We start from the raw sequence: 18,004 nt of genomic DNA, 5'->3' as shown, positions 1-18,004 counted from the left end.
TGTATTGCTAAGGTTAATACATGCTCCTGTTGTTAGGGAGGCAGCACCTTTCAAATTTCAAACTTGAACCTTCAAATACATCTGTTAATCCTTTCTTCGAAAACAATTCTAAAATTACCTCAATGCCCAAATCTGCCTGAACTGATTCAATATTTTTAGTATTCAGAAACCCCTTGATATAAGCGGTTGCTGGATACGGTGTATTCAATTGGGTAAATGGAGGCGTAATTACAAAAAGCTTAGTTTTCAAAGGGAAATATTTTCTGCAAAAATACGGGATATTTATATTCTTTTTAGGAAAAGATTTTGAAGGTTTGTTTCTGTTTTGGAATTGGATTTTTTAGTTTTATTTAATAGATATTTAATTACATTTGCTAAGCCACTAAACCAAATCTATGAAACATACATTACTCCTCTTTTTGTTTATATTTTCCTCTTTTTGTTATTCTCAAGAAAATTGTAACAACGGAATTGATGATGATGGCGATGGAAAAATAGATTTAAATGATGAAGATTGTATTTGTAATAATACTGTTTCAATTTTACAAAATTCTTCTTTTGAAGAAAAAACTAATTGTCCTCAGGGTTATGAAGACGTTCCAACAACCATTGATTGGACAAAAGGAACAATCCCATCTCCAGATTATTTAAATAAAGACTGCAATCTTTTTAATACGATTTACTCCAAAAATCTTCAAAATTTCCCCGATGGTAAAGGAATTTTCAGGGCAGTATACAAAAACAATAAAAAAGAATATATCGCTACAAAATTATCAAATCCATTAAGTACTGGAATAAACTATCAATTAACATTGAATATTGCTACATTGATGAGTATCGAAACAAATAACCTAAGTAAACGTTTTGATTTTAATTTTTTAGCGCCGACTTATATAACACTTTATGGATCTAAGAATAAAGATAATTTACCATTATATACGAATTCAGATCCAAATTCATTTGACCCATCTTGGATTGAAATTGGAAAAAGTTTTATACCAACCTCAGACTACTTGGGGAGAAATAACAATTAATTTTACTACAAATACTGCTATTAACGCAATAATGTTAGGTCCAGAAAAGATATTGCCTGCATCATTTAATACTGATTATGAACCTTCTTTCTTATATGATAATTTGCAAGATTAAATACTGCTGAAAATTTTGGTGTTACTATTGCTCAAAGCGGCAATTTCTGCAATAATGATTTAATATTGACTGCTAATCTGAATAAAACCATGAATTTAGCAACAACTTTTCAATGGTACATAAATGGAATAGCAATAAATGGAGCAACGAATAAAACTTATCCAATTCCTTCAGTTAAAACAAATTTGGGAGAATATGCCGTAAAAGTTAAAGATGGAAATGATTGCTTCATAAGTTCAAAATTAACTATAAAAAATTCAATACTTAACTCTTTTCAGTAACAGTAGTTCAGCCTACATGTCAAGATACAAATGGTTATATAAAAGTTAACGACCTAGGAATAGAATATAGTTTTGATAAAGGCTTAGCCTTCCTTTCTGATGACAATTATGTTACAAAAGATTTAGTATGGCAAACAGATTCCAACTTTGTAACAAAAGAATATGGCAAATATTATGTTCAAACAAGAACCGCTTCTGGCTGTATTTCTACACCTACGATTGTAACAATTAATCCCCCAGGATCATTACTGCCTAAGATTTTCGATGATTCAGCCAACTTGTAGTTCTGGCGGAACTATTACTATCACAACCCCTGGGTCACAATTTAGTTTTGATAATGGTTTGACTTGGGAAAATAGTGCTACCAAAACAAATTTACCTACTGGAAATTATTTACTTAAAATAAGAAACAGTACCGGATGCGAATCCTATTCTCAAAGCGTCTTACTTTTTCCGTCATATATTAATTCTCCAACCTATACTTTAATCCAACCTAGCTGTAACCAAGGCGGAAGTATAACTATTACCAGCGCCGCATCTGAATATAGTTTTGACAATGGAAAAACATGGACAACAAATCCACGGCAACTAATTTACCTTCTGGTTATTATAATGTTAGAATTAAAGATGAATTTGGATGTGAAATCGAAACCTTATTTTAATCAAATTTATTTTAATCCATTTTCTAAATCATACCCGGAAACTAAAGTTACTCAACCAAATACTTGTAGCAATACCGGAAGTATTATTTTTTCAAAGTTTTCACATAAATACAGCATTGACAACGGATTAACGTGGCAGGAAACACCTACTTTTAATAATTTAAAACCTGGCAATTACGTACTGAAAACGAAAAATGAACTAGGTTGTGAATCCGATGTTTATCCAGTTAAAATAAATTTTTATTTATCTAAACCAACTTATACCACAATAAATCCTGCGTGTACAACAAACGGAAGTATTACGATTACCAGCCCCGCATCCGAATATAGTTTTGATAATGGAGAAACATGGATAACAAATTCAACGGCAGCTAATTTAACTCCGGGTTATTATTATATTAAAATAAAAAATGAAGTAGGCTGTGAATCCGATGTTGTATATGTCAATTTACCTGCTTTCTATCTTAATGAGCCTACATACAAAATAATAAATCCCAATTGTGAAACGGAATCAAAATGGAGTATTTTAATTACAAGCCCTGCTGCATCTTATAGTTTTGACGGAGGAGTAACATGGAGTACAAGTCCAAATATTTCTAATTTAGATTATGGGACTTACTTCTTAAAAACAAAAAATTCTTTAGGCTGTGAATCCAATTACGCAATTGCCTATATAAATAATACTTATTATTTAGGTCCTCCCGAATTTTTAGCTACAGAACCTATCTGTCCCACTCCAGGACGTGTTACCATAACCACTCCTGCTGCATTTTATAGTTTTGATGATGGGGCAACATGGAGTACGAATCCAAATCTTACTAAATATCCAAATGGTGGCGTAAGTGGCTATCTTAGGATTAAAAATAAATCAGGCTGTATAAGTGATCATAATTGGTTTGGTCTTAACCTCAATTTCCTTAATACTCCTACTTATACAATAGTGCAACCAACGACTTGTGACAGTAATGCTACTGGAAGTATTACGATAACGACATCCGCCGCCTTATATAGTTTTGATGGTGGTTTAAATTGGAGCACTAATCCTACAGCTTCAAATCTTCCTGTAGGATTTAAATATCAACTAAAAATAAAAAATAAAGAAGGGTGTGAGTCAGGAAACCTTATAATTGAATTCACTCCTTTTAAAATAAAAGCAGCCGAATATAAAGTTACTAATCCTACCTGTGGTAAAGGAGGTTCTATTACAATTACTACACCGGCACCATTTTATAGTTTTGATGGTGGTGAAACTTGGGGTACAAGTCCAACCGCTACAAATTTACCTGTAGGTTTTTATTATCCTAAAATAAAAAATGAATCTGGATGTATCTCAGAGTCACTTTATTCTGTAAATTTCACTGAAGAATATTTATCTAATTTTAATATACAAGTAATTCAACCTACTTGTGAATCAAAGAATAAAGGGAGCATTACTATAGATCCCCTATTTGATCAATATAGCTTTGATGATGGTAGAACCTGGAGTCAATACAACACAGCCACAAATTTATCTCCTGGTAATTATTCCATAAAAGTAAAAAATAATTTAGGCTGTGAGTCCTGGTGGAGAGTTGCAACACTTTATCATTTTTATTTACCCAAACCAAATTACACTACAAATCCACCTATATGTGGAACTGGGGGAAGTATTACAATAACTACTCCAGCTGCATTATATAGTTTTGATAATGGAGTAAATTGGACAACTACTCCAACGGCTACAAATTTAGATGAAGGATATTACACAATAAAGATAAAAAATGAATTAGGGTGTGAATCGTACACGCAAAGTATTTATATTCCAAAATTTTACCTTAGTTCACCATTATACTCACTAATACAGCCCAATTGTGAATCTTTAGGTATCATAACTTTCACTACAGCTGCTTCAGAATATAGTATAGATAATGGTAAAACTTGGAAAACTAACTCTACTTTTCCTAATTTAACTCCTGATAATTATATTTTAAAAATAAGAAATGCTTTAGGATGTGAATCGAATTCAACATACATTTCGCTAAATAATCCGAACCCATCACCTCAGCAACCAAATGTTACCGTTCAACAGCCAAGTAGTTGTACGGGTATAAAAGGAACCATTACAGTATCAACAAATGCTTATCAATACAGCTTTGACGATGGACTTACCTGGACTACAAATGCTAAAGCAGGTAATTTAGATCCCGGCACTTATTTTGTTAAAATTAAAAACAGTACAACCAGCTGTCCCTCACTTTCTGCTAAAACAACAATCAATCCTCCTTTAGACGCTATAAAAACCCCAGCTTATACGATTTCTCAACCTGATAGTTGTGTTGATCCTTTTGGAACTATTACAATTACAACCGTAGCATCAAAGTATAGTTTTGATAATGGATTAACATGGAAAATAAGTTCAGATTCTGGGAATTTAGCTGTAGGAAATTATAAGATTAAGATTCAAAATGCAGCAGGATGTGAATCCGAAGCTATTTCGATCAACATAAATGCACCAACAGATTACCCAACTATCCCAACAAATAGTATAACTCAACCTAATTGTAATAATAGTCAAGGAAAAATAACCATTCTTTCTATAGCATCTAAATACAGTTTTGATAATGGCTTAACCTGGACTAGTAATGCAACATCAACACTTTTAAATCCAGGAGAATATTCTCTAAAAATAAAAAATTCCAAAGGATGTATTTCTGAAGCGATAAAAGCTACTATAATACCTTTTGTTAATTCTATACCAACTCCTGAAAATTTAAATCCTACAATCTTTTGCATTCAAGAAAATGCAACTTTAAACAATATTCAAATTACGGGAAACAACATAAAATGGTATAATGCCCAAATCGGTGGAACACTTTTAACAAACACAACTTTGCTTCAAGATGGTAAGACTTATTATGCCTCACAAACCATAAATGGTTGCGAAAGTGAAAGACTTGCCGTTGCTATAAAAATTCAAGATACTCCTGCTCCATCTGGTGATGCAAATCAGCCATTTTGTACAGGTCAAAATCCAACTTTGGATAATATTATAGTTACAGGAGAAAATATAAAATGGTATAATGCGCTAACCAATGGAATTGGCTTAGCAAATAACACCAGCCTTCAAAATGGAACTACATATTATGCTTCGCAAACTCTTAATAATTGCGAAAGCAAAAGATTAGCAATTACAGTTTCTATTCAAAATACACCTACTATTCCTACTGGAGATACAAATCCAAAATTTTGTAAAAGCGAGAATGCGACTTTAAACAACATTAACATTAATGAGCAAAATTTGAGATGGTACGATTCTAACATTTCTGCCTCTCCATTACCAAACAATACTTTAGTGCAAAACAATACAACTTATTATGTATCTCAAGCAGTTGGTTGCGAAAGTGAGAGACTTGCTGTTTTAGTAAATGTGTATGATACTGCTATACCAAATGCAATTACTCAACAAACTTTTTGTATTGACCAAAATGCAACTATCGCTACTATAAATATTACGGGAACCTCAATTATATGGTATGATGCTCAAACCATGGGTACTATTTTAGCAAATACAACAATACTGGAGAATAAAATTTATTATGCTACACAAACAATAAATGGTTGCGAAAGCGAAAGACTTGCAGTAAATGTAAAAATTCAAGATACTCAACCTCCAATTCTTAATGGGAATCAAAGTTTTTGTGCACAGCAAAATGCTACTATTAGCGATATAAAAATAAATGGTCAAAACATAAAGTGGTACGATTCGTTTACAACTGGAACAAATTTATCTGAATCTACTCCATTAGAACATGGAATCATTTATTATGCCTCCCAAACAATTAATGGATGCGAAAGCGAAAGATCTTCAATAACAATTAATGTCCTCGAACCGACCACCACAGAGTGCATTAATTATGTCGACGAACTTCCTTTTCCAAAATTTTTCACTCCAAATAATGATGGGTATAACGATACTTGGACAATTGATTTTCGCTATTTAAAGCCAAATACGAGAATACAAATTTTTAACCGTTATGGAAAACTCATTAAAGAATTAACAACTAATACTTCGTGGGATGGAACATACATTGGTCAAGACCAACCTTCATCAGACTATTGGTTTATAGTTACTCGTTTAAACGGAGCCGAATTCAAAAGCCACTTTAGCTTAAAACGATAAAACAAAAAGGGTCGTCTAAATAATTAGACGACCCTTTTTTATTAGGATTAAATTCTTAAAACTTATGTTCTTTTTTACTAATTACTAATAATGACAACATCGAAACAAAAGCTGCTATGCTCAAATAAAAACCTACGTAGGTTAAATTATAGGTACTTGCTAGCCAAATCGCAATCATTGGGGCGAATGCGGCACCAATGATTCCTGCCATATTAAAGGTTAATGAAGCTCCTGAATAACGAACGGCAGTAGGAAACAATTCAGATAGAAATGTTCCTAAAGGCCCATAAGTAAATCCCATCAAAGCCATTCCTAGGCATAAAAAGAAAGTAACCATCGCTGCATTTCCTGAATTTAGAAAATAGGAAAATAAAAAACCAAAAACAGCAATAGCCCCCGTAGTTAAAATTAATATTTTACGACGTCCGATTTTATCTGCAACTACAGCGGAAATCGGTATAAATAACGCAAAAAACAGTACTGAAAACAACTGAATCAATAGGAAATCTCTTTTAGCATAGCCCAAATCAGAAGTTGCCCAACTCAATGTAAACACAGTCATTAAATAAAACACCAAGAAGGTTGTTACAGCTGCGAGTGTTCCAAAAATCAATTGATTTTTATACGACTTAACCAAAGTTAAAAATGGAATTTTCACTTCTTCTTGTTCCTTTTTAGAATTTTCAAAAGAAGGTGTTTCTGTAATTTTAGTTCGGATATAAAACCCAACTACTACCAAAAGTGAACTAGCAATAAAAGGAATTCTCCATCCATAATTCATAAAATCCTCATTACTCATTGAATCTGTAAGTAATAAAAAAGTACCTCCTGAAAGCAGCAAGCCAATTGGCGCACCTAATTGCGGAAACATCCCGTACCATGCCCGTTTATTTGGTGGTGCATTTTCGATTGCTAGTAAAACTGCTCCTCCCCATTCTCCTCCCAATCCAACTCCTTGTCCAAATCGGCATAACATCAATAATAAAGGAGCTGCAACACCAATGCTGGCATAACTTGGTAAAAAACCTATGGCTACTGTCGAAATCCCCATAGTTAACAAGGCAGCAACTAGAGTGAATTTACGTCCAATTTTATCTCCATAATGCCCAAAAAATGCTGAACCCAAAGGGCGCGATAAAAAAGCAATCGAGAAAGTAGCTAACGACTCTAATGTTGCCATAGTAGAATCTGAACTTGGAAAAAATAACTGCGGAAAAACTAAAACTGCAGCATTAGCATAAATATAAAAGTCAAAAAATTCGATTGTAGTACCTATTAAGCTACCAAAAAGAACGTGTTTTGTAGAATTTACTTTTTTGGAATTATTTTTCATGTGATTCTATGTGTATTTTAAGAAAACAGAATGTAAAAATGAGGCTAATTCCTAAAAGTAACAAATATTTATCTTTAAAATTAAAGTATGTTTGTGAAAAACTTAATACAAAAACATAGCACTCTACTTAGTTGTTATTCAAAAGATTCTTTTAATAGATATAAATTTCTAGAAATAAAAAAGGATATCTATTATGACATCCTTTTCTAGCATTACTTCTTTTTATTTTTAATAGGCTCCTCTTTTTTAGAGCTTTTTTTTATTTTTTTGTTTACTCTTTTTTCAGTCTCTTCAATATCATAATCGTAAGCTGCATTTATAGTTACAAGTTTTGCTTTTTTCAAAGCTTTCAAAGCTTTTTTAAACTTTTGTTGACTCTCCAAGAGCATTACTTTCTTAAGAAATAGCTCTACTTTATTAATCCCTTTAATAGTCAATGCAAAGTCAATCAGCTTTTTTGCTTCTTTATAATCTTCATTCAAAATTAAAGTATGAATATAAAAAGGATACACTTCAATTGAATTAATATTAATCGAAATCGCCTGCTGAAAATATTCTTTTGCTTCCTCATATTTAAATAACTGATCGCTTAAAACCTGCCCGTATAAGCATAGAGCCATTGTGTTTTTATCATCATAAGACAAGGCATAATCCAAAGATTCGATAGTTTCTTCCAACGAATATGGATAACTATCTAATGCCTGAAAAAGGTATTTATCTACTGTTTTCATAATTTATTCTATTTAGAAATTCAAGATTCTAGAGGCTAATCATTTTCTAAATAATCTTCTCTTTTTAATCTTTGTCTTTCCTGTTTGTAATTTTTTGTTTGTTTTTGTTTTTTAAAATCTGAACCCTGAAAAATCCGAATCGGATTACCTCTCTGAATTTGCAATTGGTTCATCCATTGCATCTGAAATTCGGCTTTGAATTGTTTGACTGTTTCATCCTTAAATTTCTGTAATAACCTCTCGGTTGCCAGTTTTTTATTCTGATGCTGTGAACGCGAATCCATAGACACAACACTTATTCCAGTAGGAAGATGAGTGGCTCTTACGGCAGAACTTACCTTGTTTACATGTTGCCCACCAGCACCTGAACTTCGCATTGCCTGATACTGAATATCATTCTCAGAAATTTGTGTTGTAGTCGCTTTATCTACTTCAAAAATTCCGATAAACCAGTTCTTACGTTTATGAAATTTTCTAAACTGACTCTGTCCTATCCACTGAATTGTTCCAATCCAGGAATTTACAAACTCATCAAGATTATTACTTTCTAGTAAAATTGTTGCTGTTTCTACTGTACCATTTTCTATTCCTGTTTCTCTTTGAAGCAAAGTAGTCTTTATTTTATTGTCATTTGCTTCTTCTAGGAATGTTTTTAAAACCTGAGCCACAACCCAGCTACATTCTGCTGGGCCACGACCTGATGTTATTTGAATTATTTTTTCCATCTTTCTATAATTTTCAACAGTTTTTCTCTGTTCTTAGCTTCTTTTACAAATTTTGGTAAACGAGCTACTAAACTTGAACTGTAATTTATCTTTGAATTTCGTTCTCGCAAATCTGCTCCAATATACCTTTCTAAATAATCGATATGCTCTTGATTGTATGCCCAAAATATTTCTCCATCTACTTCTTTTTGAAACCAAAGAGGTAAATTATACCATGTATCTGTTACTAAACCATCATTTGCTTTTGAGTTTTGTAAAACCGCTTTAATTTTTGGTTTCCATTCTTCTTGAAAGTTACAATGTGGGCATTTAGCTTTATATTTTTCAGGCTTTTCTTTTAAAGGTTGCGATTCAAATTCATATTTTTCAAAACAATGATTGCAATATGAATTTCCATAGGCAATGTATTGATAAACTGGTTCATTGAGTTTATAAAAACAGTGTTTACATTCAAAAACTGCAGCATAACAACGTCCACAATTACATCCTTCTTTATATTCTCTTTTAACAGCTGATTTTGAATCGCATTTCGGACATTTTACCAAAATTTCATTAGCAAAATTTCCTAAAAATTTATTTTCATCTTGAAATCGTTTCATCTTTTTTAATTTTTTAAATTATCTGTCCATTCGAACAATTTTGGGTGTAAATATCCCTAAAACATCCACCAATTCTGTTTGATTAGCCATTACTTTATTAATGTCTTTATACGCCATTGGTGCTTCATCAATGTTTCCACCAATTAAACTCACATCGTTTGCTTTCAAGACTTTATTGATCTCGCTTTGCGTAAACGATTCCTTGCATTTTCTACGAGAAAAAAGGCGTCCTGCACCATGTGATGCAGAATTTAAACTGGCTGCATTTCCTTTACCCTGAACAATAAATCCAGGCGCTGTCATCGAACCCGGAATAATTCCAAGTTCACCTACATTTGCAGGAGTTGCCCCCTTACGATGCACAATAGCTTCTTTACCATTCACCATTTCTTTCCAAGCAAAATTGTGATGATTTTCGATTGTTACAACCACACGTTTCCCAATTGCTTTAGCAATTCGGCGATGAATATCATCATGACAAGCTTTGGCATAATCTCCTGCTAAGTTCATAGCCAGCCAATATTCCTGCCCGTCATGCGTATTTAAATCCAACCAAGCCAAATGCTGTACATTTTTAGGCAACGGACATTGTTTGGTTGCCAGATACGTATAATGTTTGGCTATATTAGCTCCCAAACCTCTTGAGCCACTATGCGAAAGCACTGCAAAATACTCACCTACTCCAATTTTCCATTCATTAAGCGGATCGGTAATTTTGGCAATTCCGAACTCAACAAAATGATTCCCTCCACCAGATGTACCAAGTTGCTTATATGCTTTACTTAATAAGTTTTTTATAAGCGGAATATCCTGAAACTCTGCTTCGACTAAACACTTCGTGATCTGCTCGTATTGTATGCGTTTCGTACATTCCAAACTTCGTATGGTCTTTTAGAATCGCTTGCAACTGATGCTCTTTTCCTTTAAAAAAAGATGCTGGTATATCAAAAATTGACAAACTCATTCGGCAGCCAATATCCACTCCTACTCCATACGGAATAACTGCATTATCTGTAGCAAGCACGCCACCTATTGGTAAACCATAGCCAGAATGTGCATCGGGCATTAACGCACCTGCAACTGAAATTGGCAATTTTAAAGCATCATATAACTGATACTTAGCCTGCTCATCAATTTCATTTTCTCCAAATATGGAAAATGGTGCACGAGTATTATTTAACTGATGCATTCTTACCTGTACCGGATTAACCAATCCTTCAGCAACTTTACCCCAAGTGCCATGTCCTGTAAATTTTTCAGGTGACAGTAAAACTTCTTTGGCTTCGTTTAATATACTCTCTTTTTTTTCTCGTTTGCGGTATCTATTTATCTGCCCCAAGGCAATATTGATACTATTATTTTTTGGAAAGCCTATTTTAATCAGGTCTTTTCCGGATAATTTATTTCCCATTGTATTATTTATCTTTAGGGTCTCTTCCCCTATTATTTAGATATTCTTTTTCTTTATAATATTCATCCATTACGGTATGAATTTGTTTGTAGTCTAAAGGATTTAGATATTTCAATTGTTTAACCACTCTCCATCGCTTATTGCCCAAACTTCCATGTTTCATTTTCATTATCGTATATCTAAGAAAATTTCTTGTTAGATAATTTTCTAGCCTATCTATTTCACTTTCCAAAACTGCATCAACCATTTTAGTATGTGTTATCATATTTGGTCTGACACGTAATACATAACGCCAAGGTTCATTAAATATATAATGTACTTTATAGCGTTTACAATTAGGACACCAGCGTTCCCTTTTATAAAAATGTATTTTTTCTTTCTCTGTCAATGTTAATTTTGGACTTCTCCATTCCGATTCTGAAAACTCTTTTATAATCTGAAGTTTTTCAACATATACATGCTTTCTTTTCCTCTTTTTCTTTTTCTTAAAAGATTTATCAGGAGAATATTGCACTGTATTTATCTTTTCTAATACTGTTTTATAGAACAATGCCTCTTTAGATATTGCTATATCTTCCCTTAGTACAAAATAGCGTTGCCATCCTTTTTGATAAGGCATTGCTAAGGGAACTAAAGGCAAACATCTTTTCTTTTCCCAAAGTTCATCTTGGAGTTTATTCAACTGAATTAATTGTTTTTCGAAATCCTCTTTAACTAATCTCTTTTTTTGTCTTTTTGTCTTTAAACGACTACATTGGATGTAATCATCTAAAAGATAATTGTCCATTTAAAAAAATTTAAATTATAGTTTTCCTGTCAAGTATTAAAAAATACAAGACAAAAGCATTTTATCTCAAATAGATAAATTGAGTGCGGGGTATCGGGAATTTTTTGAAGTGTCTAGAATAAAAAAAGCCCGAAAGTTAATTTCCTTCGGGCTTATTCATATATCTAAAATTGATTTGCTATGATTGCGAAAAGCCACGAAGACACATGACAACAGAATCTAATCCTGATGCGATGTTTTGAGAGGTAAAGTTTAATACAAACATTGTCTTCGTTATTAATTGGTTAATGATTTATTTTCTGATGCAAATTTTGCGAATTATTTTTTGAATAAACAAATTTAAAAACAAGTATTTTCTTATACAGATAATAACATCTTGATTTTTAGACAATTAAAACAAATTTTAAAAATCAAATCATAAGCAATAGTTAAATCCATTTTTAAGTATAAATTTTGATTAAATTTACAGCTATCAAAAATAAACCAATACTTATGCCAACCGACTGTATCAGCTACCAGACCTCAGGATATTTTTCAACATTGATACATGATTATTTAGAGCAAAAATCAGATTTAAAACCGCTATATAATAATTTTCCAACTCTGGAAAACTTTGAAAAACAAATCATTGAAAAGCAACAAAATTTCGATGATAACAATAGAACACCTTTGGTTTCTGTCTTAAAAAAGCAGTATGCTACGATTGACCTTTCAAATTCAACCAAGCAAAATATTGAAGCATTAGCTCTCCCAAATACATTTACTGTTACAACTGGTCATCAATTAAACTTATTTAGTGGACCTCTATATTTTTTGTATAAAATCATTTCTACAATTAATCTTACCACCGAATTAAAGTCAAAATATCCTTCTTATAATTTTGTTCCCGTTTATTGGATGGCGACTGAAGATCATGATTTTGAAGAAATTAATTACTTCAATTTTAAAGGTAAGAAATTCAGATGGAATACTGAAAGTAATGGGCCTGTAGGCAGATTATCAACAAAAGGGCTTGACAATTTTTTCGAAATATATGCTTTAGAATTAGGTTCTAGCACTAATGCTAATGTCTTAAAAAAAATATTCAAGGAAGCTTATTTAAAACATGATAATCTGGCAGATGCGACTCGTTATTTAGCAAATAGTTTATTTGCTTCACAAGGATTAGTAATTCTAGATGCCGATAATGCCGATTTAAAACGCACCTTTATCCCTTATATAAAAGAAGAACTAGAATCTCAATCTTCCTATAAAGCAGTTCAGGAAACCATTGAAAAACTAAAAGATTATACGATACAAGTAAATCCGCGTGAGATTAATTTATTTTACATCGAAGATGAATTACGTGAACGAATTGTTTTTGAAAATGGAAAATACAGAGTAAACAACACCCGAATTGAATTTTCGGGACGAGAAATTTTCGATTTATTAGAAAGTAATCCTGAAAAATTCAGTCCAAACGTGATTATGCGTCCGCTATATCAGGAAATTATTCTTCCAAATTTATGCTATATTGGCGGAGGTGGAGAAATTGCCTATTGGTTAGAATTAAAGTCCTTTTTTGACACTGCAAAGATAACTTTTCCAATGCTTTTAATTAGAAATTCGGTACTTTTAGCAACTGAAAAACAAGCAAAAAAAGCTGACCAATTAAATTTATCTTGGAGTGATCTATTCTCAAAGCAAGAAAATTTAATTAACAAAAGCACAAGAGAATTATCTCCATTTTCTATTGATTTAACTCCTCAAAAAGAGATTTTACAGAAGCAATTCGAATATCTTTATGAATTGGCAAATCAAACCGACAAATCGTTTACAGGAGCTGTAAAAGCACAAGAAATTAAACAAATAAAAGGATTAGACAACCTTGAAAAAAGATTATTAAAAGCTCAAAAAAGAAAGCTAAATGACATTTTGCAACGTATTACTAGCTTGCAAAATGAGTTATTCCCTAACAGAAGTTTACAGGAGCGTCAAGCCAATTTTTCAGAATTTTATCTGGAAAAAGGCGAAGAATTAATTCCACTTTTAATTAAAGAATTAAAGCCATTAGAATCTAATTTTAATGTTATAACGATATAGAACCTCCTCAAAATTTAGGCAGCTTCTTAAAAGCAAAACAATAAAGTAATAATCATAAGAAAATAAATAACCGCTTACTTCTGAGATTATTACACTCTAAACCAAATTATTAACTTTTAAAACAAAAATTAACCTATTACCAAAACATTATGACCAGAGAGCGCATGATTTCACTAGATGTCTTCAGAGGATTAACTATTTTATTAATGACAATCGTTAACAATCCAGGAAGCTGGAGCGCTATTTATCCTCCTCTATTACATTCTGAGTGGCATGGCTGCACACCAACCGATTTGGTTTTTCCATTTTTCATCTTCATTATGGGAGTCGCCGTTTCTTTTGCAATGCCTACAAAGACCTTTGACAGCACAACTTTTAATAAAATACTAGTACGCTCGTTACGAATGTTTTGCCTTGGAATTTTCTTTAATTTCTTTGCCAAAATACAACTTTTTGGACTCGAAGGAATTCCGTTGCTTATTGGTCGATTAATCATAACTATTGCGGTAGGATATGCATTAATGGGGAATTTTAGTTCCAAAGTAAAAAATATTCTAGCCTTTTCGATCCTATTTATTTACCTCTTTTTGGCTTATAGTGGTATTGAAGCATATCAAGACGTGAGATTACCTGGAGTTTTACAACGTATTGCAATAGTCTATTTTGTAGTCTCCCTTTTGTATTTAAAATCAAATCAAAGAACACAAATACTAGTTGCTTCTCTCCTATTATTAGGATATTGGGCAGTAATGGCATTAATTCCTGTTCCTGGAATTGGAGAAGCTAATTTTGACAAAGGAACTAATCTGGCTTCCTGGATAGATAGTATCTTGTTAAAAGGCCATATGTACCGCGGAACCGTAACATGGGATCCTGAAGGAATTTTAAGTACAATTCCATCAATTGCAACTGGAATTATTGGTTTACTTATTGGTCAGTTATTACACCGCTCTATACCCAAAATAGAGATTGCTAAAAAAATGGCAATTGCAGGTATAGTCCTAATCATCGTTGCTCAGATTTGGAGTATCGTTTTCCCAATAAACAAATCCTTATGGACAAGTACATATGTATTATATACTGCAGGATTAGCAACAGCTTGTCTAGCATTGCTATATTATCTTATTGACATTCTGAACTTAAAAAAGGGAATTAAATTATTCTTGATTTGGGGAGTAAATCCAATGATCGTTTTTTTCTTTTCCCAAATAATCCCACAAGGATTAGTAATGATTCAATTTAAAAATCCACATAGTCCAGATCAACAAATCAATCTTTTAGATTATTTATATAGTTTTGGGATTGCACCATTTTTCAGTAATCCAATGACGGCTTCATTAGCTGGGGCACTCACATATGTTGCTATTTGGACATTTATTTTATGGATTTTCTACAAGAATAAACTTATTTTTAAGGTTTAATTTGCCTTGAGTTTATATGTAAAATGTAGATGCATTACAGTCTGTCTCTACTAGTATATCCTAATCGATTCACCATTTTTAAATATTAATTATCATAAAGACAGCCGGTGCAGTTTTAATTATGAATTTATTAAATTCAATTCACAAAAAAAGTCTATTTTTGCACAAAATTTAATAAAAACAAAAATGGCAACAAATAGAACTTTTACAATGATTAAGCCAGATGCAGTTCAAAACGGACACATCGGAAATATCTTAGCAATGATTACTAATGGAGGATTTAAAATCGTTTCATTAAAATTAACTCAATTAACTGTAGCTGATGCTCAAGCATTTTATGCTGTTCACGCTGCAAGACCTTTCTACGGAGAATTAGTAGAATTCATGTCTCGTGGACCAATTGTTGCTGCAATTTTAGAAAAAGACAACGCTGTTGAAGATTTCAGAACTTTAATCGGAGCTACAAACCCTGCTGAAGCTGCTGAAGGAACAATTCGTAAAGCATATGCTACTTCTATCGGAGAAAATGCAGTTCACGGTTCTGATAGCGACGAAAATGCTGCTATTGAAGGTGCATTCCATTTTGCTGAAGAGAGCAATTCTAATTTTAGACTAGCTTATAATTTTAGATACTTAGACGTTTTAGATTCTAAGATTCATTAAAAAACAAAACCCGCTTCAATGAAGCGGGTTTTGTTTTTTATTGTGTCGGCTTAAGAGCAATTAACTCAGAAACTTTGAACCTTAAAAGTCTATCTCAAAACTACATCTCGAACTACATCTCTTCGTAACTCTTCATTTATCATTGTAATGATTTTTGATTTTCCGTGAGTTAGTTCCTCTCTTAAAACAGATGATGTAAGCTCTACATAAAGTGTACTCCCTTTTAAAACTACATTTCGGGTATAACTATTTACACCGTTACCCATCAGTTGTCGCCATGCTTCTTTTACATCAATCTGATCCATTCCGGGCTGGAGCTTATTTACCTGGATAATTTTTTGTAGAATATCCCCAACGGTACTCTGATTATTTAGTCTCTTTGCCATTGTCTTTGATATTAATTGGTCCTGCTTTCTTATAATGATATTCTTTTTTATCGGCATTCAACAACACTAACTCATTGTCTGTTAAAGCAATCAGCTCTTCGCTCCATTTCATATAAGGCGTTGAATAATCTAAAAAAGCTTTACCGTCTTTGAATCTTACTTTTACATCCTCATGCACTTCATTTGTCACAAAAGTTCCATCCAATTGTGGCATTACTTTTTGACGGGTCCCTATATTATCGGCTCCGATCATAAAATAGTCATAGCTTTCGTTCATTCCATAATCTTTATCCTCGCCCTTATCAAAAACTACTTTTTCAATCTCCCAATATCCATTTAATTTTGCAATATCAGCGGGTTCTATTTTCTGTTGACAAGCGACAAACAAAAGCGACACAAAAAGAATTTTAAATACGTTTTTCATTATAATTTATTTTTTTTGAGAAGCTACTTCCTGCTATTCGCTATATCTTTATTATGAAAAAAAATCACAATAAAGAATACCGCTTCTATCAAGGCTAAAGCTTCACGGTAATTATGGATATTTTTTGTTAAACACAAAGTTAACTTTATAAAATTGATAAAGAAGAAAAAAAATGCCAAAACCCAATAAACTATTCCATTTATTCAGACTTATCTATAAAGCAAAAAAACCAACGAATACGATAAGTTTTCCTTGGTTTATTATATATTAAACAAAGCTTATCCTAATAACGAAAAGCTTTATATTATAAAACGATATTAAAAATAACTGCTTATTAAATTATCTTTTTGTTTGAATCCTTCTAAGAAGACCAAGAAGAAACAAAATCACACCTATTACCAATAAAATGTAATATACAGTTAGATTTTGCTCTCTAAAAATATTAGACAAAACAAAAGAAAGAATGCTACCAAAATAAAAATATATTGGGGGAATAGTATTAAAACTCATCTTGAAATTATTTAAAGAAACTATCTACAAATTCATACTTATTAAAAACCTGTAAGTCTTCGATTCCTTCACCAACACCAATGTATTTTACAGGAATCTTAAACTGATCCGAAATACCAATCACAACACCACCTTTGGCAGTACCGTCTAATTTGGTTACAGCAAGAGCTGTTACTTCGGTTGCTGCTGTAAATTGTTTCGCTTGTTCAAAAGCATTTTGACCTGTTGAACCATCTAAAACCAAAAGCACATCGTGTGGCGCATCGGCTACAACTTTTTGCATTACGCGTTTTACTTTTGTAAGTTCGTTCATCAAGTTAATTTTGTTATGCAAACGCCCTGCTGTGTCTATTATTACTACATCTGCATTTTGTGCTACTGCTGACTGTAAAGTATCAAATGCAACCGATGCTGGATCACTACCCATATTTTGTCTTACAATTGGCACATCTACTCGATCAGCCCAAATTTGCAATTGGTCTATCGCTGCTGCACGAAAAGTATCTGCAGCTCCTAGCACTACTTTATAGCCTGCTTTTTTAAACTGATAAGCTAATTTACCTATAGTTGTAGTCTTTCCTACTCCATTAACTCCAACCACCATTAAAACATATGGTTTTGTTTGAATAAGGTGCTGCCTCCCTAACAACAGGAGCATGTATTAACCTTAGCAATACATAG

The 18,004-nt window shown here is 32.4% G+C and carries 12 protein-coding genes and 4 pseudogenes; 6 read left to right on the top strand and 10 right to left on the bottom strand.

Annotated elements, in window-relative coordinates; translation table 11 throughout:
• Positions 1 to 61: 61 nt before the first annotated feature.
• Positions 62 to 250 (bottom strand): annotated as a pseudogene (locus AC1RYN_RS15630) (hypothetical protein); the annotation flags it as partial.
• Positions 251 to 395: 145 nt separating this feature from the next.
• Between AC1RYN_RS15630 and AC1RYN_RS15625 the strand changes: the two are divergent.
• From AC1RYN_RS15625 to AC1RYN_RS15615, 3 genes are all read left to right on the top strand, one after another.
• Positions 396 to 1,034: a hypothetical protein gene (locus AC1RYN_RS15625; RefSeq protein ID WP_481807692.1), complete on the top strand. Its 639-nt coding sequence runs from the start codon at positions 396 to 398 to the stop codon at positions 1,032 to 1,034.
• Positions 1,035 to 1,238: 204 nt separating this feature from the next.
• Positions 1,239 to 1,430 carry a hypothetical protein gene (locus AC1RYN_RS15620; protein WP_481807691.1) on the top strand — a complete coding sequence of 64 codons (192 nt, stop codon included), beginning with the start codon at positions 1,239 to 1,241 and terminating at the stop codon, positions 1,428 to 1,430.
• Positions 1,431 to 1,694: 264 nt separating this feature from the next.
• The gene (locus AC1RYN_RS15615; protein WP_481807690.1) at positions 1,695 to 6,251 is read left to right on the top strand and encodes an Ig-like domain-containing protein; all 4,557 of its coding nucleotides are present in this window, start codon (positions 1,695 to 1,697) and stop codon (positions 6,249 to 6,251) included.
• A gap of 55 nt (positions 6,252 to 6,306) precedes the next feature.
• Here AC1RYN_RS15615 and AC1RYN_RS15610 read toward each other — a convergent pair whose 3' ends face one another.
• From AC1RYN_RS15610 to AC1RYN_RS15585, 6 genes and pseudogenes are all read right to left on the bottom strand, one after another.
• On the bottom strand, positions 6,307 to 7,584 hold the full coding sequence (locus tag AC1RYN_RS15610; RefSeq protein WP_481807689.1) for an MFS transporter: 1,278 nt from the start codon (positions 7,582 to 7,584) through the stop codon (positions 6,307 to 6,309).
• 212 nt (positions 7,585 to 7,796) lie between these two features.
• A complete protein-coding gene (locus AC1RYN_RS15605; protein ID WP_481807688.1) occupies positions 7,797 to 8,315 on the bottom strand; it encodes a tetratricopeptide repeat protein in 519 nt (172 codons plus the stop codon).
• Between the two features lie 35 nt (positions 8,316 to 8,350).
• A complete protein-coding gene (prfH, locus tag AC1RYN_RS15600; protein ID WP_481807687.1) occupies positions 8,351 to 9,040 on the bottom strand; it encodes a peptide chain release factor H in 690 nt (229 codons plus the stop codon).
• The gene (locus AC1RYN_RS15595) at positions 9,028 to 9,639 is read right to left on the bottom strand and encodes a hypothetical protein (protein WP_481807686.1); all 612 of its coding nucleotides are present in this window, start codon (positions 9,637 to 9,639) and stop codon (positions 9,028 to 9,030) included. Before AC1RYN_RS15595 ends, prfH begins: the two co-directional genes overlap by 13 nt.
• A gap of 18 nt (positions 9,640 to 9,657) precedes the next feature.
• Positions 9,658 to 11,050 (bottom strand): annotated as a pseudogene (locus AC1RYN_RS15590) (RtcB family protein).
• Positions 11,051 to 11,054: 4 nt separating this feature from the next.
• On the bottom strand, positions 11,055 to 11,837 hold the full coding sequence (locus AC1RYN_RS15585; protein ID WP_481807685.1) for a hypothetical protein: 783 nt from the start codon (positions 11,835 to 11,837) through the stop codon (positions 11,055 to 11,057).
• A 492-nt stretch (positions 11,838 to 12,329) separates the two neighbouring features.
• Between AC1RYN_RS15585 and bshC the strand changes: the two genes are divergently transcribed.
• The 3 genes and pseudogenes from bshC to AC1RYN_RS15570 all read left to right on the top strand — a co-directional run bounded on the left by bshC (position 12,330) and on the right by AC1RYN_RS15570 (position 15,945).
• On the top strand, positions 12,330 to 13,919 hold the full coding sequence (bshC, locus tag AC1RYN_RS15580; RefSeq protein ID WP_481807684.1) for a bacillithiol biosynthesis cysteine-adding enzyme BshC: 1,590 nt from the start codon (positions 12,330 to 12,332) through the stop codon (positions 13,917 to 13,919).
• 149 nt (positions 13,920 to 14,068) lie between these two features.
• Complete coding sequence (locus AC1RYN_RS15575) at positions 14,069 to 15,340, top strand: acyltransferase family protein (RefSeq protein WP_481807683.1); 1,272 nt, start codon at positions 14,069 to 14,071, stop codon at positions 15,338 to 15,340.
• Between the two features lie 186 nt (positions 15,341 to 15,526).
• Positions 15,527 to 15,945 (top strand): annotated as a pseudogene (locus AC1RYN_RS15570) (nucleoside-diphosphate kinase).
• A gap of 147 nt (positions 15,946 to 16,092) precedes the next feature.
• On the opposite strand, the gene AC1RYN_RS15565 reads toward AC1RYN_RS15570, so the two are convergent.
• From AC1RYN_RS15565 to ftsY, 3 genes and pseudogenes are all read right to left on the bottom strand, one after another.
• Positions 16,093 to 16,389: a DciA family protein gene (locus tag AC1RYN_RS15565; RefSeq protein ID WP_264206381.1), complete on the bottom strand. Its 297-nt coding sequence runs from the start codon at positions 16,387 to 16,389 to the stop codon at positions 16,093 to 16,095.
• Positions 16,370 to 16,813: a lipocalin family protein gene (locus AC1RYN_RS15560; protein WP_481807682.1), complete on the bottom strand. Its 444-nt coding sequence runs from the start codon at positions 16,811 to 16,813 to the stop codon at positions 16,370 to 16,372. The genes AC1RYN_RS15565 and AC1RYN_RS15560 overlap by 20 nt, the downstream gene beginning before the upstream one ends.
• Positions 16,814 to 17,330: 517 nt before the next feature.
• Positions 17,331 to 17,945: pseudogene (gene ftsY / locus AC1RYN_RS15555) on the bottom strand (signal recognition particle-docking protein FtsY); the annotation flags it as partial.
• Positions 17,946 to 18,004 lie beyond the last annotated feature (59 nt).

It is taken from the genome of Flavobacterium sp. TC780 (assembly GCF_056783245.1).
Note: the sequence above shows the minus strand (reverse complement) of the source record. Positions and strands in the feature narration are given on the sequence as shown.

Bases quoted from the DNA above. Each gene is read 5' to 3' on its own strand.
- AC1RYN_RS15575 (WP_481807683.1), top strand. From the start codon at position 14,069: ATGACCAGAGAGCGCATGATTTCACTAGATGTCTTCAGAGGATTAACT.
- AC1RYN_RS15615 (WP_481807690.1), top strand. From the start codon at position 1,695: ATGATTCAGCCAACTTGTAGTTCTGGCGGAACTATTACTATCACAACC.
- bshC (WP_481807684.1), top strand. From the start codon at position 12,330: ATGCCAACCGACTGTATCAGCTACCAGACCTCAGGATATTTTTCAACA.
- AC1RYN_RS15560 (WP_481807682.1), bottom strand. From the start codon at position 16,813: ATGAAAAACGTATTTAAAATTCTTTTTGTGTCGCTTTTGTTTGTCGCT.
- AC1RYN_RS15595 (WP_481807686.1), bottom strand. From the start codon at position 9,639: ATGAAACGATTTCAAGATGAAAATAAATTTTTAGGAAATTTTGCTAAT.
- AC1RYN_RS15625 (WP_481807692.1), top strand. From the start codon at position 396: ATGAAACATACATTACTCCTCTTTTTGTTTATATTTTCCTCTTTTTGT.
- AC1RYN_RS15585 (WP_481807685.1), bottom strand. From the start codon at position 11,837: ATGGACAATTATCTTTTAGATGATTACATCCAATGTAGTCGTTTAAAG.
- prfH (WP_481807687.1), bottom strand. From the start codon at position 9,040: ATGGAAAAAATAATTCAAATAACATCAGGTCGTGGCCCAGCAGAATGT.
- AC1RYN_RS15610 (WP_481807689.1), bottom strand. From the start codon at position 7,584: ATGAAAAATAATTCCAAAAAAGTAAATTCTACAAAACACGTTCTTTTT.
- AC1RYN_RS15620 (WP_481807691.1), top strand. From the start codon at position 1,239: ATGAATTTAGCAACAACTTTTCAATGGTACATAAATGGAATAGCAATA.
- AC1RYN_RS15605 (WP_481807688.1), bottom strand. From the start codon at position 8,315: ATGAAAACAGTAGATAAATACCTTTTTCAGGCATTAGATAGTTATCCA.
- AC1RYN_RS15565 (WP_264206381.1), bottom strand. From the start codon at position 16,389: ATGGCAAAGAGACTAAATAATCAGAGTACCGTTGGGGATATTCTACAA.